17 protein-coding genes are annotated in these 21,592 nt (G+C 39.1%); 5 read left to right on the forward strand and 12 right to left on the reverse strand.

All coding sequences use genetic code 11. From position 1 onward, the window contains the following. Positions 1-307: 307 nt before the first annotated feature. A complete protein-coding gene (locus BUE31_RS11945; protein WP_234997805.1) occupies positions 308-1,012 on the forward strand; it encodes a TetR family transcriptional regulator in 705 nt (234 codons plus the stop codon). On the opposite strand, the gene BUE31_RS30705 is transcribed toward BUE31_RS11945, so the two are convergent. Together BUE31_RS30705 and BUE31_RS11955 are read right to left on the reverse strand one after the other, a co-directional pair. Continuing rightward, a complete protein-coding gene (locus tag BUE31_RS30705; protein WP_410503973.1) occupies positions 980-1,243 on the reverse strand; it encodes a CBU_0592 family membrane protein in 264 nt (87 codons plus the stop codon). The genes BUE31_RS11945 and BUE31_RS30705 overlap by 33 nt on opposite strands. 376 nt (positions 1,244-1,619) lie before the next feature. Next, a complete protein-coding gene (locus BUE31_RS11955; RefSeq protein WP_073403682.1) occupies positions 1,620-3,020 on the reverse strand; it encodes an aldehyde dehydrogenase family protein in 1,401 nt (466 codons plus the stop codon). A gap of 107 nt (positions 3,021-3,127) precedes the next feature. Here BUE31_RS11955 and BUE31_RS11960 point away from each other — a divergent pair, with 107 nt between their 5' ends. From BUE31_RS11960 to BUE31_RS11975, 4 genes are all read left to right on the forward strand, one after another. Beyond that, on the forward strand, positions 3,128-4,033 hold the full coding sequence (locus tag BUE31_RS11960; RefSeq protein ID WP_083619754.1) for a LytR/AlgR family response regulator transcription factor: 906 nt from the start codon (positions 3,128-3,130) through the stop codon (positions 4,031-4,033). Positions 4,034-4,128: 95 nt separating this feature from the next. Beyond that, positions 4,129-6,882, forward strand: coding sequence for a TonB-dependent receptor (locus BUE31_RS11965; RefSeq protein WP_073403686.1), 2,754 nt, complete (start codon positions 4,129-4,131; stop codon positions 6,880-6,882). A 27-nt stretch (positions 6,883-6,909) separates the two neighbouring features. Beyond that, positions 6,910-8,196 (forward strand): parallel beta-helix domain-containing protein, encoded by a 1,287-nt coding sequence (locus tag BUE31_RS11970; protein ID WP_083619757.1) that lies wholly within the window; start codon positions 6,910-6,912, stop codon positions 8,194-8,196. 44 nt (positions 8,197-8,240) lie between these two features. Then, entirely contained in the window at positions 8,241-9,323 is a 1,083-nt protein-coding gene (locus BUE31_RS11975) for an SO2930 family diheme c-type cytochrome (RefSeq protein WP_073403690.1), read from the forward strand. On the opposite strand, the gene BUE31_RS11980 is transcribed toward BUE31_RS11975, so the two are convergent. From BUE31_RS11980 to fucP, 10 genes are all read right to left on the reverse strand, one after another. After that, on the reverse strand, positions 9,320-10,201 hold the full coding sequence (locus tag BUE31_RS11980; protein WP_073403692.1) for an AraC family transcriptional regulator: 882 nt from the start codon (positions 10,199-10,201) through the stop codon (positions 9,320-9,322). The two genes, BUE31_RS11975 and BUE31_RS11980, sit on opposite strands and share 4 nt — an antisense overlap. A 121-nt stretch (positions 10,202-10,322) precedes the next feature. After that, entirely contained in the window at positions 10,323-12,491 is a 2,169-nt protein-coding gene (locus BUE31_RS11985; protein ID WP_073403694.1) for an alpha-galactosidase, read from the reverse strand. 325 nt (positions 12,492-12,816) lie between these two features. Next, positions 12,817-15,000 carry a glycosyl hydrolase family 95 catalytic domain-containing protein gene (locus BUE31_RS11990; RefSeq protein ID WP_073403696.1) on the reverse strand — a complete coding sequence of 728 codons (2,184 nt, stop codon included), beginning with the start codon at positions 14,998-15,000 and terminating at the stop codon, positions 12,817-12,819. A 31-nt stretch (positions 15,001-15,031) separates the two neighbouring features. After that, the gene (locus BUE31_RS11995) at positions 15,032-16,237 is read right to left on the reverse strand and encodes a UxaA family hydrolase (RefSeq protein WP_073403698.1); all 1,206 of its coding nucleotides are present in this window, start codon (positions 16,235-16,237) and stop codon (positions 15,032-15,034) included. Then, entirely contained in the window at positions 16,227-16,526 is a 300-nt protein-coding gene (locus tag BUE31_RS12000; RefSeq protein ID WP_073404287.1) for a UxaA family hydrolase, read from the reverse strand. Before BUE31_RS12000 ends, BUE31_RS11995 begins: the two co-directional genes overlap by 11 nt. 54 nt (positions 16,527-16,580) lie before the next feature. After that, positions 16,581-17,165, reverse strand: a complete 585-nt coding sequence (locus BUE31_RS12005; RefSeq protein WP_073403700.1) for a LutC/YkgG family protein — start codon at positions 17,163-17,165, stop codon at positions 16,581-16,583. A gap of 28 nt (positions 17,166-17,193) precedes the next feature. After that, positions 17,194-18,558, reverse strand: a complete 1,365-nt coding sequence (locus BUE31_RS12010; RefSeq protein ID WP_073403702.1) for a lactate utilization protein B — start codon at positions 18,556-18,558, stop codon at positions 17,194-17,196. 40 nt (positions 18,559-18,598) lie between these two features. After that, a complete protein-coding gene (locus BUE31_RS12015; RefSeq protein WP_073403704.1) occupies positions 18,599-19,336 on the reverse strand; it encodes a (Fe-S)-binding protein in 738 nt (245 codons plus the stop codon). Positions 19,337-19,356: 20 nt separating this feature from the next. Further along, on the reverse strand, positions 19,357-20,139 hold the full coding sequence (locus BUE31_RS12020) for an SDR family oxidoreductase (protein ID WP_073403706.1): 783 nt from the start codon (positions 20,137-20,139) through the stop codon (positions 19,357-19,359). Between the two features lie 91 nt (positions 20,140-20,230). Beyond that, on the reverse strand, positions 20,231-21,466 hold the full coding sequence (gene fucP, locus BUE31_RS12025) for an L-fucose:H+ symporter permease (RefSeq protein ID WP_073403708.1): 1,236 nt from the start codon (positions 21,464-21,466) through the stop codon (positions 20,231-20,233). Positions 21,467-21,592: the final 126 nt, after the last annotated feature.

Consider the following 21,592-nt stretch of genomic DNA (forward strand, 5'->3'; position numbering starts at 1 on the left):
TGGGTTAATATTTAACAGTTTAATTTTCATTTACCGCATTATCTAAAGCGCGGCTAAGGTCAAGTTCTTATGTTATCAATTGGTTATCAAAAAATTAATAAATTAATTGAACAACCAATCAATTTATAGTCGACAAATAAAGCATTTATAAACAATTAAAGTTTTACGTTTTTACCCTATTATTAAGTGATATTGGGATTTACAAGCCAAAAACGTATACAAATAGGCTATCAAGCTGAATTTTAAATATTCCTGTTCTGCAATTCTTAGTCCCATGAAATTTTCATTATTAAAATCAGTAAATTAATTGAACAATCAATCAATTTATAAAATTTCAGAAATAAGATTACTTTTGAGTAGTTTAGTCGTTTCAGATATTATTAACATGGGTAGAAAGAGCCTTAAAGAGATAAGACAATTAGAAATTATAAAGACCTTTTACAAGGTTGCTAAAAAAGAAGGCTATGAGAATACTTCTATAGCCAAAATAGCAAAAGTGATGGATATTAATCCAAGCCTTGTCAGTCATTATTTTGAAACAAAGGAGGATCTTACTTATGCACTGATAGATTATATACTCGAAAGATATCTGCTGATCTACACGATTAAAAATAAGGAAGAGGTTACGCTGGCAGATTTGCAAAAAACGATTGAAATGCTTTTTTCTAAAAAATGGAATTTGCTGTTTGATGATGGCTTGTTTTATACCTTCTATGCGTTAGCATTCAGAGAAAAAAAAATTAAAACAAAATATAAAACCATACTTGATTCTCTTCGGCTTGCACTTGCATCCATGATTGAGCAATGCAATGAAAAGCAATTAATAAACGTTCCAACTCCTAAAACTGCGGCTGATTTAATTTTTGTACTGGTAGATGGTGCTTATTTTTATCTTTCATTGGAAAATGACAAAAAGGCGTATGCAGAAAGGCTTGAATATTATAAAAACAAAGCCTATGAAATTTTGGGCATGGATCACTTAATCAGTTCCGGCAGCGCCCTGAGTTCTTAACTGACGCCCCAAAGCATAAACTCCAATAAACATCCACAGCAGGTTAGCTACTGCATTTGGCATATCATTACTTTCAACAGCGGTGGTCACCAAACACAGCCCACCTAAAATATTCAATAACTGAAAGCTGCGCGATTCCGCCTTTATCACTTTCATACTTAATAACAAATAGCCTACAGTGCATAAAATCACTCCCAGCCATCCAATACTTGTCAATATAATTTGCCTCATAATTCCCGTTAATATTGCTCCTTACTGAGCTGCCTATAAATGTTTTTGTATGTAAGTAGAATATATTCAGGAACAAAGGTGATTTATTGAGAGGACATTAAAAAATTTATAACTAAACCATAAAAAGATATAATCACAACAAAAATGTAATTCACGCCGGGACAAGAATCACGGTCATAAAACGCTTGCGATTGTGTTTTTTAATGGCTATTCCAAGACTTTGCCAATAGTTATTTCATCCGTGAGAAGGTAACGTAAATGCCTTGATGATTATATGAATCCGATTAGAAAATGCCCTTTTTAATAATTGATAAGAACCCGAAAATTTGATTACACCATTATTGACAAAGAATAATTCCCCGGGCATGTTATCTGTTTACATTAATTTCTTAAGCATTTTTAAGACCCAGCCCTTGTTACCATAAGGAGGATATACCAAGCTGGACATGTTTATGGCCGACTGAAATACAACCGCCCTTTCATGAGAAAATGTTTTGAAGCCGAAAAAACCGTGACAACTTCCTGTTCCGCTTTGGTTAACCCCGCCAAAAGGCAGATTAGGATTAGAGATGTGAATCAATACATCATTTATACAGGCACCGCCTGAACTGGTGCTTTTCAGCAGGTGCTTTATATTGGGTTTGCTTTCGCTAAAGATGTACATAGCCAGCGGGTTGCTTTTCCCGTTGATGATCTCAATAGCGGCTTCCAGATCAGTATAAGGAATAACTGGCAATATTGGACCAAATATCTCTTCCTGCATAATTTTACTGTCGCCTGCCAGGTTAGTCAATACAGTTGGGTGAATTGTTTGATCGGGTAAAACAGATTCACCTCCCCAGGTTATATCAGCTCCTTTTTGCAGGGCATCGGCAATTAAACTCATAAGCCTGTCATAGTGCCTCAGATTGATGATCTTAGCATAAGAAGAATAATCAGGCCTTTTATCTTCATCAAGAAACATATCAGTTGCTGAGGATTTATAATACTTTATAAATTCTTCCAGTTTAGATTGATGAATTAATACATAGTCGGGGGCGATACAGGTTTGCCCTGCATTGATCAGCTTACCCCAGGCAATTTTTTTTGCCGCATTTTTAATTACAGCAGTTTCGTCAATAATTACAGGTGATTTACCTCCCAGTTCCAGCGTAACCGAACTGAGATGCTGAGCGGCCGCTTCCATAATCACTTTGCCTACTGTAGTACTTCCAGTAAAAAAAATGTGGTCAAACGGAAATTTCAGCAAAGCTTTTGAAACCGATTCATCGCCTTCAAAACACGCTATCTCGTTCTTATCAAAGGCTTTTTCAACTATTACGGCAATTATTGAGCTTGTTGCAGAACTGTATTCAGAAGGTTTTAAAATCGCACAATTACCGGCAGCAATAGCCGAGACCAGGGGGCTCATCATTAATTGAAAAGGGTAGTTCCATGGTGAAATGATGAGGCAAACGCCTTTGGGTTCATAATAAATTCTGTTTTTGGCTAAAATATTAACAACGCTTTTACCAGCATGCCTGGGGTTCATCCAGCTATTCAAATTTTTTATGGCAAAATCTATTTCACTATAAGTAAAAATCAGCTCGGTTAATGCTGATTCAAACTTGCTTTTTCTTAAATCGGCATGGAGCGCGGCATAGATTTCTTCTTCATGTTCTTTTATAACAAATTTCAGCTTATTCAACTTTTTGATCCGATCTTTTGCTGAACTTAACCTGAGTTTGTATTTGTTTTTTTGCTGGGCATCAAAAACCTGTGTTATTGTCTGCATCATTACCTTTAGGTATTAAATTGAGCGTTGAAAATAATGTTAATATTACAAGTATGTTTTAATATGCAAAAAAATACATAAATTCATTGCCCATGTTTTAAGTGTTTGTTATGGCAACGATCAGATCTTTTATGGTTAGCTCCGGTTTAAAAAATTTGTTAACCCATCGTTTCTCTTTACTGAATACTACTTATGATAAAATTATATTTATCATAATAACCGCGGTTTTCAATTTGCTTTTCATGGATACCTTCGTCCCTTTTAATATCAATAACTGGTATGATTTAAGTAAGCTTTCCTTATTGGATATCATCATTGCCTTTTCCTTTTGTGGAGCTTTAACCCTGCTGTTTACCCAATTCGGACTGCGGAAATGGCTGCGTCTTAAACAGCTTAGCAATGCACAGTATTTTTTGTGGGCTATTGGCGAGATCATGCTGTTATCAATGGTGATGTTAATGATTGATTGGTTGCTGAATAAACATCCCCCAATATCTGTAGATTATTACCTGGTTACTTTTAAATATACTTTACTTATCGCTATTCTTCCCTATATCATTTCTTTGCTGATTTTATTTGCCAGGCAGAAAGCTCAACTGGCTCAAAGGCTTTCCAGAATGAATGTAACAAAATCAGTTGCAGGCAATTTACTAATTGAAGATGAAAACGGAAAAATCATACTAAGTCTTCATCCAAAAAACATTCTGTTCTTCAAATCGGAAGATAATTATGTAGATGTACATTATTTGCTGGGAGGCAAAATTAAAAAGGAGCTTATCCGGACTACGTTAAAAAAAATTGAATCAAAATGCAATTATTCCTCCCTCATCAGGGTGCATCGCTCATATGCCATAAACATAGAAAATGTTTCCTCATCCAGGAAAACACCTAAAGGTTATATGCTTCAGTTTGATCTTTTGCCAGATTTGCAGATCCCGGTATCCGCCTCACATCAAAAACAATTTGAACAATACCTGGTAAATATATCCACTGATTTCCCTTTCACCCCATTATAGCGCCACTTCATCCCAAACCAGGCCGGACCACATTGTATTGAAGCTTACATAATTTATCATTGCGTTAACCAAACGTAATTCTAAATTATTTGAGCATGAAAAAAAACGTGTTGTGCTTTCTTTCTTTCACCCTTTTCATCATTGGCAATTTACAGGCACAAGTTATAAAAGGAACCCTTAAAAACGAAGCAACTCAAGAACCAGCCTATGCGGTATCCATCCATGTAAAAAATTCAACCGAAGGAACTTATTCAGATGACCGCGGAAGATTTCAGCTAACCATAAAAGAGAAACTACCTGTAACCCTTATTGTCTCTTCAATTGGTTTTGAAACCAAAGAAGTACTTGTACAAAGCTTTTCTGCGTCAGTTAATATCATCATTACTCCCGCCCCTGTACTGGGCAAAGAAGTAGTGGTATCTGCAAGCCGCAGTGTGCAAAATAAGCTTTCATCGCCTGTTACTATTGAGCAAATCAGCAGTAAAGAGGTTGCTAATTCTCCCCAGTTAAATTATATGGATATGATCCAGGGGTTAAAGGGAGTAGACGTAACTGTATCAAGTATTGGCTTTACAAGTATAACTACCAGGGGGTTCAATACCAGCGGAAATACCAATTTTACTCAAATAACCGATGGAATGGATAACCAGGCTCCGGGGCTCAACTTTCCGCTTGGATCAGCCATTAGTTTAACCCAACTGGATGTAGATAATATAGAAGTTCTTTCGGGTGCATCATCTGCATTATACGGTTCAAGGGGGCTCAATGGCACCATGGTTGCGACAGGAAAAGATCCCTTCAAATACCAGGGCTTAAGCGTGCTGATAACGCAAGGTATAAACCACGTAAAGAACTCCGCAAGTAATGACCCCGTAGGGCCGTCACCTTATTACGACTGGACCATCAGGTACGCAAAAAAAATAAATGAAAAGCTGGCTTTTAAAATTAACACACAATATACGCAGGCAAAAGACTGGGTAGCCACAGATTCAACCAACAAAAGCGGCCTGGGCACAAGATATACCGATCCGAACTATAATGGCGTAAATTATTATGGCAGCGCAACATCTACAGATATCAATCCTTTTCTGCAAGGAGCATTGGCTGCAAATCCATCACTTGCTCCTATAATAAACCCTTTGCTGGCAAAACCTAACTATGTTGCCCGAACAGGCTACCCGGAATACGGTTACCTGGATAATACAGCCAGGTTATTTAAAATAAATGCCGAATTAAGGTATAAGATAAACCCCAAATTAGAGGCAATTGTATCCGGCACTTATGGTACAGGTAATGTAGTATACACCAATGATACCAGGTACCAGATAAAGGACTTTAAAGTGGGGCAATATAGGGCGGAATTAAAGGGTGATAAATGGTTTGTACGCGCTTATACCACCCAAGAAAACTCCGGCCAAACCCTTATTGCCGGGCCTACAGCTCAACTAATTAATGAAGCCTGGAAACCAAGTTACGATCCCAACAGCGGCAATGGATGGTATCCTGATTATACTACTGGTTTGTTAACAGCCCTGGCAGGCGGGGCCAGTATTAAAGATGCCAATCTTACAGCAAGAGCATTTGCGGATCAGGGCAGAGCACAATTGGGAAGCCCTGAGTTTAATAATCTTAAAAACACCATTACCAATAAGCCCATTTCTGAAGGTGGGACCTTGTTCCTGGACCGCAGCAAATTATATAATGCCGAAACGCAATACAACTTTTCAGATATTGTTAAATTTATGAATGTAATAGCTGGTTTTAATTGGCGGCTATACAGTTTAAACAGCAAGAACACCCTCTTTCCTGATACAAATAAGCCCATTAATGTAAATGAATATAGTGCTTATGTCCAACTATCAAAGAAACTGGCAGATGACAAATTAAACCTTGCTACCTCATTCAGGTATGATAAAAACACTTTGTTTTCCTCTCCTGAAGTTACTTCCAGAGCTTCCATAGTTTATGAACCGATGAAAGAGAATTTTATTAGGTTCTCGTACCAGAATGCTTATAGCTTTCCTTCGAATATACAGGCACTACAAAACACGCTTAACGGCTATAACAGTTTTTCTTCGGGCGGTTCTTCCTTATTACTTAATGATACTTATCATTTTAATAAGTATGCTCCGTATACCCTTGAAAGTGTGCAGGCTTATCAGCAATCAGGCGATGCAACAGTATTGAAGAAGTTTGAATATAGCGACATTAAGCCACAATCAGTAAATTCTTTCGAGCTGGGTTATGCGGCCCTTATTGCAAAAAGGATCGTATTTGATGTTTTAGGTTATTTTTCTACCTGGAAGAATTTTATAGGCTATGCAAACGTAGCGAATACGCCGGGGACAAATGACGTGGCGGCATTTAAGGACCATAGTACTTATGTTCAATACAACATTGCGTTTAACGGTGGGCAAACAGTAAACACTTACGGTTACGCAGCTAGCGCAAGTGTTGATTTATCCCATAATTTCCTGGCCAAAATCAATTACTTCTCTGATTTTCTAAAAAATAAAAACAACAGCCAGATCAACAATTTTAATACGCCACATTATCATATAAACATGGAGTTTGGTAATAATGGTTTTGGCAAAAAACAAGTATGGTCTTTTGGAACTACGTTACGCTACAAGCCAGGGTATTACTATGTAGTATCAGGTGGTTTAGCTGCCGGAAATGTACCGGGTTCAGCAGTAATAGATGCCCAGGTAAGTTATAAATTGATCAAAGCCCATTCAGGGATAAGATTGGGCGGCACTAACATTACCAATAAATACTATTCAACCGGGTTAGCTAATCCAAATATCGGGGCAGTGTATTACATAACTTATGCCTATAACATTCTTTAAAACTTAATTCTTTAAACATCTAATAATATGAAACGTCTATTTCCACTTATCTTTCTTATAGTAATGATTGTAACAACTTTACAATTTTCCTGTTCAAACCAATCTGTTAATAAAAATGGATATAAAACAACGATAAGTTTTAAACCCGGAGATGAGAGCAAAATTATTGACGCGTTTTTATCAATAAAGGATAGTACCTGTATTATATTAAAGAGCGGCACCTATTCATTTGACAATTTAAGCATCGCCCAGGTAAAAAACATCCTGATACAAGGTGAGGGATATGACAAGACCATTCTTGATTTTAAAAAGCAAAGCGAGGGCGGTGAGGGGATACGGGTAACCAATGTGAAGCATTTTGTAATTGATGGTATGACCATCCGCGATTCGAAAGGTGACCTGCTTAAGATTACCAAGAGCAGTGATGTAACCATTGCCAACCTTCATGCCATATGGAGTAAAGCAGACTCTACCAGCGGCGGATACGCTATTTACCCGGTGATGTGCAAGAATGTGCTAATAGAAAACTGCTATACCGAGGGTTCGTCAGATGCAGGTATTTATGTTGGCCAAACAGATAGTGCGATTGTGAGGAAGTGTACGGCGACCAAAAATGTGGCTGGCTGCGAAATTGAAAATACATCAAACGCACAGGTTTACGACAACGAATTTTACAATAATACCGCAGGCTTCCTGGTTTTTGATTTGCCCGGTCTTTCAAAAAGGGGCGGACATGTAAAGGCTCATAATAATAATATTCACGATAATAACTTCAGGAATTTTGCGAAAGCCGGAAGTTTTGGCACTTCATGGGGCGTCGGTAATGCTTCACCAGGCACTGGGGTTATCATTCTGGCTGCTTCTGATATTGAGATTTATGATAACCGGATCATTAACAACAATTCCTCAGCCATAACCATGGCATCGGGTTTCGCTGTTGATGATAAAGCTGCAGAAAAAATAAATGCCAATTACTTTCCTATTTCCAAAAACATAAAAATCCATGGTAATAAAATAGAAATGGGGCCTGCTTTTCCTAAGCCGGCATATGAGCATCATATAGGAAAAATGCTGGTAGCCGTGGAGCAGCAATTAAACAGGCTTGATCCTTCAAGAAAAAATAAGCGCATCCCGTTAATTATGTATGATGGTATTTCAAGCAATGTGCTCACAAAAGGAACAACGGCTAATCCTGATTCAATATGCATACAACAGGCGGGAGATAATGTATTTGTAAATGCTGACTTTTTTAATATTACCAAGCCTCAAAATTGGCATCCAACAACAAATATGGCAGCCTACACCTGTAAATAATCATTATTGAATTAAGAATAATCGTTCTAATTATACCGTATAAAATGCGTAAGACTTATCTTGTTGCTGGTTTAATCCTTTTTACTGCCCTACTTTTTATGGTAAGTGAGCAAGGCTGCAAAAACAAACCAGCTAAAAATTCACAGGTAACAGAAAAAGAAGATTTTCAATTTAAAGAAAAGCTTTCCGAGTATGGTTTTTTTAAAAACAAACTGAATGCGCTCGATCCTAAAGAAGGTGTTTTGAGTTATGAATTAAACACCCCCCTATTTACAGACTATACCGTTAAAAACCGGTTTATTGTTTTACCTAAAGGGGGTGTTATAAAATACGTCTCTGATGGGATCCCCGCCTTTCCTGATTCAACCATTATGATTAAAAACTTTGCTTACACAAATGTTGAACATCAAAAAATAATGATTGAAACCAGGCTGTTGGTTAAAAACCCAAAAGATAAAGCCTGGAAGGTGATGGACTATCTTTGGAATAAGGAACAAACCGATGCGGTTAAACACATTACCGGCTCAAGGAGCCCGATCACTTTATTGGATAATGATAATAATAAAATATCTACCATTTACCAGGTGCCTAATACAAACGACTGCAAAAGGTGCCACATTAATAATGATGTGCTAACTCCGATTGGCCCCAAAATCCGAAATTTAAATCTTACCGTTGCCGGCCAAAATACAAACCAGCTTCAGCAGTGGGTAAAAAAAGGATTATTATCCGGCCTTCAGGACATCGGCAGTGTAAAACAGCTGCCTAACTGGTCAGATAGTAAGCATTTTAGTTTAGAACAGCGGGCAAGGGCTTATTTGGATGTGAACTGTGCACATTGCCATACTAAAGGAGGCGATGCTTATAACACAGGGCTTTTTTTAGAATATCAACAAACAGATCCTAACCATGTGGGGATAAAAAAGTCGCCGGTTTCTGCCGGCGGAGGGGCCGGTGGGCTTGATTATGATATTGTGCCAGGTGATGCCGCCCATTCCATTTTGGCTTACAGAATGAGCAGCGTAGAGCCGGGAACTGTAATGCCGGAACTTGCACGCACTGTTAACCATAAGGAAGGCGTCAAATTAATTCGGGAGTGGATAAACAGCTTGGCCAAAAATCATTAATTCACTTGTTTGTTTTTGGCTAAAAATTCCTTTTGATAATTTAAAGGACTTTTACCTGTAATTGACTTGAAAAATTTATGAAAACTTGCAAAGTTGTTATAGCCACACTCATAGCAAATTTGTTTAATATTTATATTGTCTTCAATAAGTAATTTACAAGCATTGCCAATTCTTATTTCGTTTATAAACTGAGTATAGGTTTTTTTTGTTTTAGATTTAAAATACCGGCAAAAAGAATTTGGGCTGATATTGGCAATCTCTGCTATTTCTTCCAGCCTTATTTGACTTTTAAAGTTCTTTAGTGAATAATCATAAATTGCATTTATACGGTCTTTATCAGAATCTTCAAAATTATGGTTAAATACAATAGACGATAATTGTTCATAATTACTTTGCCCTACAATAATTAAGGCCTCTATCAATAAAATAATTTTATTTGATCTTCCCTCACTTACCAGCGCATCAAAAACGGCTCCGAAATCCTGTGGCGTATTTACTTTTACCGATACGCCTCTTTTCGAACAATCAATAATTGATTTAATTAATTTATTTTCAGGTAAGTTGATGAAATCCTTACCCCAAAAATTTTCATTGAAGTGAATAACCCGCACATCGGCAACAGCCTTGGTTTCATCTTTAAAATACACGTCATCAAACCTCCAGTAATGAGGTAAAAAGGGGCCAACCAAAACAACATCACCCGACTGAAACCGCTTTATACTATCGCCTACAAATTGAGTTCCATTCCCATTTTTAAAATAAATGAGTTCAATTTCTGAATGATAATGCCAACGATTATTTACTGATGGAACGATATCACGTCGTACGCTAAATGAATTTACACTATTGTTATTTAGTTTTAGCAATTGCGGTTTCATACTTAAATAATTGGTTAAGTAATTTACCACAATTCCCTAATTTATATTAATCAAACACAGCGCAAACGTTTGCGTTAACGCCAGGCATTCAGATTATTACCTGTTATAAAATTTCTTTTCATTACTCTATTGTCAACCATGTATAATTTTCAGGTTCAATAGTTACTGTTACTTCAATTTCATAATTCCTGCTAAGGCTATATATACTGGCTGCCTTATCTTTTTCTTTTACAGCAGCGGTAGTGCTTAGGCCGGTATAATACAATGGCAGTTTTATTTTCCTGGTAATTTTTTCTTTGGTTGGATTGAACAACATTGCAAAGCCTTTTTGTTTTAATTGAGGGTTTACATGAATAATACCATCCCAATCCCTCCCATCTGCGCGCCTAAGATGGATAATGTTTGAATTAAGGATCTCCCTATATTTCTTGTACCATTCTATTGTTTTTATTACTAATTGTTTTGTTTTATCGGTATCATACAAACGTGGCCCCCTGTAACAAGCTTGTACACCAGCGCCATAATATTGCATCATTAATTGTTCATAATCTTTCAAATGATTTCCAAGCGGCTCTAATACGGCTTCTTCACCACCACCCTGGTACCGGGTAAGCGGAACAAACCCCCAAACCATTGAGGGCATTTCTTCCCAGGTTGCATCAAAAATATTCTGACGGTTCAGTATCTTTTGCTGCTCTCGTGGCAACGAAAAATTCACCTCACGATATCCTAATGCAATTTTGTTAGTTCCGTCAAGTAAATACCAATCAGGGGCATTAACGTAAATACCATGTTCGCTGCACCAATGATATAATCCTTTTTGTAATTCAATTTGTTTCCACTGCGAATCGCCCAAGCCCGAATGCCCCGGATGGGAGGTTGAGGCACAAAGATCGCCTGCATATGGGCCATCATTTTCGAAGATATCGAAACCTGTATTCTCCAAAAAATATTTCAGTTTGTTGATATAGGCAAGCCCCCATTTGCTTCCCATACATGGTGCATGCCCAAATAAAGCTGCAGCATCCGGTTTACCGCTTACGGGGTCGATTACATCATCTTCATCACTAATTTGGCGGGAGCTGAACAAGGAATAGCTGCCAATTTTTAATCCCTTTTGATGCGCCAGAATTGCCAATTGCTTCCATTTCCTGATGTTTGCAGCTGTTGTATCCTCCATGTTACAGTGACTGCCAAAGCTGAGTATCAATGCTTCATAACCGGTTAAAGCGCATTGTTCTATCGCACTTTTCACCTGTTCATCATTCCTGCTTACGAGGTGCATAAATATGGGGTTCTCAGCAGTCCAGGGGGCAACCGTAGTATACATTTTTCTAATGGCAAGCCCGCGTCTTTCCCTGTCATAACTGTCAAGCAATAGTTCATGGGTGCGAACGGAGTTAAAAACTCCGTTTGGCTGTAATTTAACATCGGTAACCTTTTCAGGATATACCTCCAATACGCAAGGAGTTTGATAATTATAATTTACCTGTGATGTATAAATCGAATCCGTTTTCCAATGGGTGGTTTGATCGCTCAGGTCATAGCGCATAGCATTGTTAAACGCGTAGTTTGTTTCTATATAAATGCCATGTTGTTTTTGCATTTGTTCCGGGGTTCCCACTACAGCACTTTCCTCTTCAACCAAACCCAGTATTTCATTAATGGTCTTATTTATAACTATTGAATGATCACTGTTATTGATTACTGACAACCACTTTACAATTAAAGGGATACCATCGTACAATTCATAATGAACGGCTATATCGATACCTTTTAATGAATTCGACTGAAAATTCAACGTAAGCATCTTCCCTGTAGAGTTCTTAACGTTGCCGGCCCAAAATGCTTGCTTCCATTTAATAAAGGGTTGAATTTCGGATACAGAATAGGACTTAAACTGGAAATCATTTGCATTTGCAGTAAAAGAGTCAATCCATTCAGGCAACAGGTAAGCATGTTCTTTTTGCCCATATAAACCGCCTACATTGATTTTTTTTTCATCAATAATTAATGCAGCTTCGGGCTTTACATCCCGTAGCAATTGTTGCCCGTTACTCAAATTTTCATAGCTGATACACGCTATATTAGGTTGTATGCGAAAAATTCTTTTCAACAACCCATTCGACAGAATAATGTCTTTTCCGGTTTCCGATTTTTTAACAGAGGCGACATAAGCTTTATTGTTGACAAGCCAATCATTTTTTTGCTTTTCATTGACTGTCTGCCCCTTACCAAACAAAGCGATAAGAATCAAAGAAAAAAAGATAACTGATTTTTTTATGTTCATTGTTTTAGAATCTGTTTTAAACCTGAGTTTTAAATATTAATTTTTACCGCATTAATTTACACCTCAAAGCCTTCAATAGCGAAAAGTATTGTTTATTGTAAGATCTCCATTTTGTGACTTAAAACAAAACTGCAATTTGGGCTTTTAAAGTCGGCCTGGCACTGAAAATTGGTATACAAATGAAAGAAATGTCAAAGGCTTAAAGTTTTACGTTTTTACCCAACTATTAAGCACTATTGGAAATTGCTAATCAAAACCTGCTTAAAGTAGGGAGAAGTAGACATGCAGGAAAAACGTTAGCTTACCGTTAAGCACCTAAATTTGTTTATTCAGGTTTGAATCCGATGACTTCATTGGCTATAGTTTTGATCGTAAAACGGGAACCTCTTGCGAATTCAGCATTTTTTCCGTTACGGACTATGCGGATGGCCTTTCCGGGCCAGGGATTAGCAAAGGTACAAGGCATCCCTTTTTCACTTACTATTTTAACATCTGAAACCACCCCATTTGTTAATCGTGCTGAAACCAAAAATGCACCCCAGGTTCTGATATTTTTAAAACTTGCATTTTGATTTTTGGGGAAAACACTGAACAACCGGATAACATTACCTGCGCTCATGCAAAGCATTTCGTTTAGTGCATTGGCCACCGTACAACTGTTTTCTATACCATGCGGATTGTTTAATTGAAAGCCATTGGGATAGATATGTAAAGCATATTTATGTAACTCATTAATGATAACGGATGGATCATAACCAACCCGGATACCAGCCACAAAAAAACTATTACTGGTATTTGTATCCTGCCAGCGCTGCATTTCGTCAATGGTATTGCGGGCTACTGTTAGCAATTCCTCTTTGCTGTCAAGCGTAATGGCATTGGCCGGATAAATTTGTTGAATGCCTAAGCCGTTGCCATCCCACCAATCAACACCTTCTTCGGTATAACGGAACACTTTTTTGCCATTTCGTATTTGAACCGGGAAATCACTGAGTTTACTTAAAATATCCTTCCATTTTGCCTGCCTGTTTTCATCTACTTTCAAAGTAGAGCTCAAATCAATGATCAGGTCTAATGCATTACGAATGAGCCCAAGCGATAAAACCGGATTTTTATCCTTTCCGGAACCTTCATGAATTGCATCTCCGTAAATAACATATCGGCCATTTTCAAACTTTAAGTAATCCTCCCAGAAATTGGCAATTGCCAAAGCATAAGGATAAATCTTTTTACCATATGCTATGTCATAGGTGCAGCGCCAATGCTGGGCCATGTTTATCAATCCATAGGATGCATTAGAACGTTGCCCGTAAAACAGACCCTCCTGTTCAATATCTCCTTTTTTTTGATAGCCCCCCACTGCAAAGTTCCTGGTTACTTCAATTCCTAATGGGCCAATCCCTACAGGATATAAAATACCTCGTGTATTGGTTACATTTTTTGCATACCATTCACCTCTCGGTATAAAATCAATTAACGGAGCATCATGCGGTTCTCCCTGCGCCACGCGATTGGCTGCAAACAGCCCGTAAAACGGTGCCTGAAAATTATAATTTAAATGATAGTCGCCATTCCACATGGGATTGTCAGTAGTAGTCCAGCCAAATATTCCCGGAGGAAATCTTTTATCACGGCTACAAGACGCCATTGTATAAAGTCCCTGGTAGTAGGCTTTCATCAAAACAGTGTCTTCAACAGTTACGGAAGATTTATCCCAATAGGTTTGCCACCATTTATTATGCTGTTGCATTGTTGTTTCAATAGCGTTTTTATTGAGTCTTTTTATTCGGCCCAATACGTATTCCAATGGTTCTGGCTTTTTAAACTTGCTTTCAATTGCGAGAGCAATAATCAATTTTTTGCCTGGTTGTATTACAACGGTATCGCCTGTATAATTAATAGTTTTTAAAGCTACTGCTACTTCAGTTTTGATATCTACACTATCAGCAAAAGCACGGGTGAGCCAATAAGTATCGCCTGCTTTTCCTGTTTTCAATTTCGCATATTTGTTTTCAGGTGCAGTTAAATTAATAGAAACTTTTGCCGCTTTATCTATCGCGCTCAATTCAATAAAAACCAGGTTGTCCGTTGCCGATACCCACGATTTCGTTTCTATCTTTTGATTGTTTTTATTCAATAAGCAAGTGGTAATGCCGTTGCTGATCTTTTGCTCGGCAGTAAAGGCCGCATCACTAAAATCTTCAATTTTTATATCAACAAAACCTACCATTCTTGGGCCTGATAAGCCATCCGCTTGTGATCGTAACCGCCAAAAATCATTTTTAGATAAGTAATAGCGCAAACAGTCTCCTTTGTAACCCACACTCATTGTTACATCGCCATTCCCCATTAAGGGAGCATCAATCGAAACATCATTTGGGATATGGGATGGCGGCTTCGTCCAGCTATTTTTATATCCTCCGGGCTGATCTATCCCAGAGATCTTTTTTTGGGCAGAAACACCAATACAACAGAAAAGTAAGAAACAACTTAACTTGATCTTGTTCATATTTTAAAATCATTGAAAAATTTCTTTTCTATTAAAATCCGGGCAGACAAGAAGGCCCAATAGGTTCAAATTTTTTATAGGTTAAAATAAATTCCTGGTGCCCCAGCTCTTCTGAACAACTTTGCCCGCCTTTTGCTACCCAAATAACTTTATTTACAATTTCATCTCCTACTTCATCAAGCGTAGCATTTCCATTTAATATTTTACCTGCATTAATATCCATATCATCGCTCAACCTATTGTAAGTTTCAGGGTTAGCACAGATCTTAATTACCGGCGAGATGGCAGAACCAACTACTGAGCCTCTTCCGGTGGTAAATAAAATGAGGTGAGATCCGCTGGCTATCATTTCCACAATCTCCGCGTTATCATTGATGTTAGGAAAACCAAATACGGGTTCACCATCAGGCACAACATCCATCAGGTACAAACCGCCCTGCGCGGGTATATCGCCAGGTTTTATTAAACCTGTAATAAGCGAATTTCCACTTTTGGAATAAGCTCCCATTGATTTCTCTTCGATGGTAGTCAGACCACCGTCCGCGTTACCGGGGGCAAAACTACCGTGCCCCATTTTGGAATAATAGATGGCCGCTTTTTCAACAGATTTTTGCAACTCTCCGGCCAATGCAGGGGTCCTGGCCCGTGTGCTCATCATATTTTCCAGCCCTATCATTTCACCCGTTTCTTCAAATATGCATACGGCTCCTTTGGCTACAAGTGTATCAAAGGCCCGTCCTACCGCAGGGTTGGCGCTAATACCGCTGGTAGCATCACTGCCCCCGCAAATGGTGCCGATTGATAGTTCATGGAGTCCCATATCAACCTGCGGAACTGATTTAATTTTTTCCACCGTTTCACTTACCCATCTTTTTCCTTCATCAATTGTTTTGCGGGTGCCCCCTGTTTTTTGAATACCTATCAAATGAACAGGGCGACCTGATTTTTCAATGTTATCTTTTAGTCTGTTTCTGTTAAAACTTTCGCAACCCAGCGATACCAGCAATACGGCGCCAACATTGGGGTGGGTACAAATGGAATTCATTATCCTATCAGCATATTGATTGGGGTAGCATCCCGGAAACCCGATTAAATGGACTTGCCCGCCGAAAGAAGAACTGATTTCCCTGGCCACATGGTGAGCGCATTCCACCAGGTACACTACGGCTATTACATTACGTATGCCTTTGCGCCCATCCTGGCGCTGATATCCTTTGAACGTTGAGTTATTTGTCATTACCAAATTCTTTTTCGAGTGTATAAGTGGGTAAATAGTCGCTTTTCATATTGTGCAGGTGTATGTGAGTTCCAACCGAAATATTTTCAGTGGCAGAACCAATAGAGATGCCGTACTTAATAATCTGTTCGCCCTGCTGGATATCCCTGGCTGCCACTTTATGGCCCACCTCTATTCCCTTTTTAAAAAGCAATAAATTGCCATTAATTACAACCTGTTCGCCCGCTTCAATTGATTTACGGACGATAAGTACATTATCCAGTACATGTAATAAAATAAGTTTTTCCATTTGGTTAGAGTTTCCCATACTTTAAATAGACTTTTTAAATAAACCGCCGTCCATTTATTCAATAATGTAAACAGTTGCGCTTCTTGCTCCATGCGCTCCAATCACCAGCGACTGTTCGATATCCGCCGTTTTGGAAGGCCCGGCTATGAATACGCCAAATCCTTCCTGTGCAGTATCAATTTTTGCATAAGCGTGATGCATAGTTGGCACAATATCTTTTTTATCAATCACTAATACCAGGTGCTGACAAATAAATGGCACCAGCCTGTTTAGCATCTGGCTTTCGTATATCCATACTGCACCGTTTTCAGCCACGCCGACAGTTCCTTTTATATAAGCCTTTTCCAGTTTTTCCAGTTGCGCTGCTGATAATGAAGAAACATATTCATCCACTTCGCCCAATGCCTCTATGGTATTGACAATAAATTTTCCAGTTGCTTTATCAGCGTTTACGCTTTCTTTTAATACCTGGAGGTCCTGAATGCACACTGCTTTGCCACCAATACTTTCGAGCATGGTATTAAATTGCATACCAACATCGTTATAACTAATCACCGTGTCCTTATCTATCACCGGTAACGGCACCGCCTCGGGCTGATTGGCGGCTATGGCATTCAATATTTTTTCTCTTGCATTCATGCTTTATATCTGCTACAGTTATTGCCTGTTATTTCCCCCTGTTTTTCAGATACCAATCTCTGAATGATTGTTTGGGAACTTCCGGCATTTCGCGTTGCTTGTACCAGGCATTTAATTTATTGTTTATCATAAAAGGAAATGTCCGCATTACCCATCTGCCCATTTTTCCTGCAAAGCGGTACATGCCTGGTTTTGCCAATATATAAGCCATCCCTCTCATGCCTGTTTTTTTGCTTGCATCCACATAACCTTCCGCTACAACCACCTGCCTCCATTTCCATAACTGTTCGTGTATATCAATTTTAACCGGACACACATTGCTGCAACTTCCACATAAGGTAGATGCAAATGGCAAATCAGCATTGGCTTTCATATCCATGTTCGGGTTGATAATAGAGCCAAGAGGCCCTGCCACTGCCGTATGGTAACTGTGCCCTCCACTACGCCTGTAAACCGGGCAGGTATTAAAACAAGCCGCGCAACGGATACACTTCAATGAATTTCGAAAGTCTTTTCTGCCTAACTGTTTGCTGCGGCCATTGTCTACAATCACAATATGCATCTCCTGTCCGCGTCTTGCTTTAAGAAAATGGCTGGAATATGTAGTGATGGCTTGCCCGGTTGCACTTCGGGCCAGTAATCGCAAAAACACGGCAAGATGCTCGGCTTTCGGAATAATTTTTTCAAACCCCATACAGGCAATATGCACAGCTGCGGTATGCGCACCCATATCAGCATTGCCTTCATTGGTGCAAACCACAAAGCCACCTGTTTCAGCAACGGCGAAGTTAACCCCTGTTATAGCCAGCTCCGACTGAATGAATTTATCACGCAAATGCTGCCTGGCAGCTTCTGTTAAATATTGCGGGTCGTTATTACCTTTCTCGGTTTGCAGGTATTTGTGAAAGGTTTCGCTAACATCCTGTTTTTTTAAGTGAATAGCAGGTAACACAATATGGCTGGGCGGTTCTTTCCTAAACTGTACAATCCGTTCACCTAAATCAGTATCCACCACTTCAATTCCCTGGTGCAGCAGGTATTCATTCAAATGGCATTCCTCTGTGAGCATACTTTTGCTCTTCACAATTTTTTCAATATTGTGTTTGCGAATAATGTCATGAATAATTTTGTTGTGCTCGTCACCATCGGCTGCCCAATGAACAGTTATGCCGTTAGCTTTTGCCTGTTGTTCAAACTGCCTTAAATATTTTTCAAGGTTAGAAAGCGTATGATTTTTTATTTGAGACGCCAACTCCCGTAATTGCTCCCAGCCCGGCAAGCCATGCGCCGCCTTATCTCTTTTTTGCCGCACAAACCATAAGGTTTCATCGTGCCAGTCTGTTCGTGGCTCGTCGGCAATAAATTTTTCTGATAAAGCAGCATGTTTTGCCATCACAATTTTTTCCTTTATGTACGTCTCTTATTTTCAGTATTTATAATTCGCTATTCAAGATCTCCGCAATATGAATGGTCTTTACGCTACTCCCCTTGCGTTTCAATATTCCCTCCAGGTGCATTAAACAACTCACATCTCCACCAGTAATATACTCCACCGCATTCACTTCGTGTTCTTTTATCCTGTCTTTTCCCATTTTCACACTTACGGCTTCTTCGAACACGCAAAAAGTCCCCCCAAATCCACAACATTCATCACGCCGTTCCGGATTGCTCAACTGAATTCCCTTCACCATGTTCAGCAATTGCTCTGGCTTGGAAAAAGCCGGCAGCATTGTTTCCGTCATAGAAGACAGATGCAAACCTCTTTGCCCATGGCAACTGTTGTGAAAACCAACACTGTGCGGAAAACTGGCATTGATGTGCTGCACCTTTAGTATATCTGTTAAGAATTCGGTTAGCTCATAAACGTTATTGCGGATCCGTTCTGCTTCCTTTGGGTGTCCCTGATCTTCCAAATGTTCTTTTATATGCAGCACACAACTTCCGGAAGGCGCCACAACATAATCAAAACCTGAAAAATTTTTAACAAAATTTTTGTCACATCCTTTACTTAAACCGGCAAAGCCACTGTTGGCCATAGGCTGGCCACAGCAGGTTTGCTGTAATGGGAAAGAAACGTTACAGCCCAATTTTTCGAGCAATTGCAGCGTAGCTATAGCCACCTGCGGATAAAACTGGTCGATATAACAAGGGATAAATAAACCAACTCTCATATCTTGTCTTCAATTTAGTATTATGATAAAGCCCTGTCCAGATGTACATACCCTCCATCCACGTAAATAACCTGCCCGGTAGTATGACTTGATACCGGGGATAAAAGGAAGGCAGCCGTATTAGCAATCTCCTCAACTGTAGTCATTCTTTTGCCCAGGGGAATATGATTACATATTGTTTCCAATTTTTCCTCCGGGTTTGCCACAGTTTTGATCCAGCGTTCATATAAAGGCGTCCAGCATTCAGCTACAGCGATAGCATTTACCCGGATACCGTGGGGAAGCAGCTCCACAGCCCACTCCCTGGTTAAAGCATTCCGGCCGCCATTAGCTGCCGCATAAGCTGAAGTTCCACCTTGCCCGGTATCAGCAGTTTTTGAACTGATATTCAGGATACTACCTCTTGATTTTATCAATTCGGGTAATGCAAAATGCGTCACCATGTAATAATGAACCAAATTTTTATGCAGCGATAGCATAAATTTTTCATAATTGCCGCTTTGCAGGCCAACACCATCATTTTCTCCGGCATTGTTAACCAAACCATCTATCCGGCCAAATTTAAGTATAACTTCATTAACAGCCCGCTCGCAAGCATCCGGACTAATAAGATCTGCTTCAACCTGGAAAGCTTTGCCGCCAAACATTTCTATTTCTTTAACAGTTTCAAGGCTTTCAGCCTCAGTCCGGCTAACAATAACGGCCGTGGCTCCTTCCCTGGCAAGGAGAGTAGCGATACCCTTTCCGATTCCCCTGGCCCCGCCGGTTACTATAATTATTTTATTTTGAAGTTGTAAATCCATATTGAATCTAACTTGTTTAATCAATCATTTAAATGGTACAAAATACCCTTATTGCTGAAATTTAAAACTTTAATCATCAGTGCTGAGATTGTTAATGTCTGAATTCAACCTTTACTGCAGATGAACTGTTCCCGTTTTTTACCCGGTAGCCTTTCCAACCATACCAGGCCACTATCAAAAAGCAAACCATTGGGATAATATAAGAAGTAGAGGTACTGTACTTATCTGCCAGCATTCCCATAGCAACCGGTACCAAAGCCCCGCCAACTATTGACATGATGATAAATGACGATGCTTTTTTAGTATGATGCCCCAGATCTTTTATCCCCAATGCAAAAATGGTGGGAAACATGATCGATTCGAAAAAGAAAATAGCCATTAAAGCATAAACCGAGATCCATTGATTATTCCATATCACAATAGCACACAGCAACACATTTATCAGGGCATAGGCAGTGAGTAATTTATTGGGCGCAAGTATCCGCATTAATGCGGTGCCTATAAAGCGGCCGGCAGTAAATAATATAAGCCCGATTGAAAGTAAGGCGGATGCTTTGCCGTTATGGATCCCTACGCCGCTTTCTGTGCAGTAATTTATAAAGAAAGCGGCAATACCTACCTGGGCAGCAACATAAAAAAATTGCGTAACAACCCCAAATGTGAAATTATTGTGGCTGAACAATGGTTTTTTATCAAGGGCAACAGAAGAAACTATTTCGCTTTCATTTATCTCCGGCAGGGTAGTCCGCATAAATAAGCCGGCAATAATCAATACCACTATACCAATAATAACATAAATTATCTTAACTGAATCAAGGTTGCCGCCTGATGTGCTTTTAGTGCCTCCAAAAAACAGATAAGCTGCAATAATGGGTCCCAGGAATGAACCAACACCGTTAAAACACTGTGCAAGATTCAACCTCGACTCGGAAGTTTCGGGGTTGCCCAATACGGTTATATAGGGATTGGCCGCTGTTTCAAGGCAGGCCAAACCTGAAGCAAGGATGAACAATGCCAGCAAAAAGAAATTGAAACTTAACTGTTGCGCAGCCGGATAAAACAGAAAAGCACCCGTAGCATACAGAAACAAGCCCAATATGATACCTTTTTTATAGCCATACTTCTTCATGAATAATCCGGCAGGTAATGCAATCAAAAAATAGGCGCCAAAATACGCGCCCTGTAATAGAGTCGATCTTGTTTTGGTGATATTCAGGGTCTCCTGGAAATGTTTGTTCAAAACATCCAGTAAACCATAGGCAAATCCCCAAAGAAAAAACAAGGAGGTAACTAGTAGTAAAGGTAAAAGGTATTTACTTTTTGGCATGAACTTTAGGTTTTTAGATCCAGGTTAACCCTGAAAAACTGGTATACAAATAAAGGAGTTATTAAAAACCTAAAGTTTTATGTTTTTATCCAATTATTAAGCGATATTGGAACTTATCAATTAAAA

Source organism: Mucilaginibacter sp. OK098 (assembly GCF_900142915.1).
Lineage (GTDB): Bacteria > Bacteroidota > Bacteroidia > Sphingobacteriales > Sphingobacteriaceae > Mucilaginibacter.

Excerpts from the sequence above, each read along its gene's own strand:
- BUE31_RS30705 (WP_410503973.1), bottom strand. The coding sequence starts at position 1,243 with ATGAGGCAAATTATATTGACAAGTATTGGATGGCTGGGAGTGATTTTA.
- BUE31_RS11955 (WP_073403682.1), bottom strand. The coding sequence starts at position 3,020 with ATGATGCAGACAATAACACAGGTTTTTGATGCCCAGCAAAAAAACAAA.
- BUE31_RS11960 (WP_083619754.1), top strand. The coding sequence starts at position 3,128 with ATGGCAACGATCAGATCTTTTATGGTTAGCTCCGGTTTAAAAAATTTG.
- BUE31_RS11965 (WP_073403686.1), top strand. The coding sequence starts at position 4,129 with ATGAAAAAAAACGTGTTGTGCTTTCTTTCTTTCACCCTTTTCATCATT.
- BUE31_RS11970 (WP_083619757.1), top strand. The coding sequence starts at position 6,910 with ATGAAACGTCTATTTCCACTTATCTTTCTTATAGTAATGATTGTAACA.
- BUE31_RS11975 (WP_073403690.1), top strand. The coding sequence starts at position 8,241 with ATGCGTAAGACTTATCTTGTTGCTGGTTTAATCCTTTTTACTGCCCTA.
- BUE31_RS11980 (WP_073403692.1), bottom strand. The coding sequence starts at position 10,201 with ATGAAACCGCAATTGCTAAAACTAAATAACAATAGTGTAAATTCATTT.
- BUE31_RS11985 (WP_073403694.1), bottom strand. The coding sequence starts at position 12,491 with ATGAACATAAAAAAATCAGTTATCTTTTTTTCTTTGATTCTTATCGCT.
- BUE31_RS11990 (WP_073403696.1), bottom strand. The coding sequence starts at position 15,000 with ATGAACAAGATCAAGTTAAGTTGTTTCTTACTTTTCTGTTGTATTGGT.
- BUE31_RS11995 (WP_073403698.1), bottom strand. The coding sequence starts at position 16,237 with ATGACAAATAACTCAACGTTCAAAGGATATCAGCGCCAGGATGGGCGC.
- BUE31_RS12000 (WP_073404287.1), bottom strand. The coding sequence starts at position 16,526 with ATGGAAAAACTTATTTTATTACATGTACTGGATAATGTACTTATCGTC.
- BUE31_RS12005 (WP_073403700.1), bottom strand. The coding sequence starts at position 17,165 with ATGAATGCAAGAGAAAAAATATTGAATGCCATAGCCGCCAATCAGCCC.
- BUE31_RS12010 (WP_073403702.1), bottom strand. The coding sequence starts at position 18,558 with ATGGCAAAACATGCTGCTTTATCAGAAAAATTTATTGCCGACGAGCCA.
- BUE31_RS12015 (WP_073403704.1), bottom strand. The coding sequence starts at position 19,336 with ATGAGAGTTGGTTTATTTATCCCTTGTTATATCGACCAGTTTTATCCG.
- BUE31_RS12020 (WP_073403706.1), bottom strand. The coding sequence starts at position 20,139 with ATGGATTTACAACTTCAAAATAAAATAATTATAGTAACCGGCGGGGCC.
- fucP (WP_073403708.1), bottom strand. The coding sequence starts at position 21,466 with ATGCCAAAAAGTAAATACCTTTTACCTTTACTACTAGTTACCTCCTTG.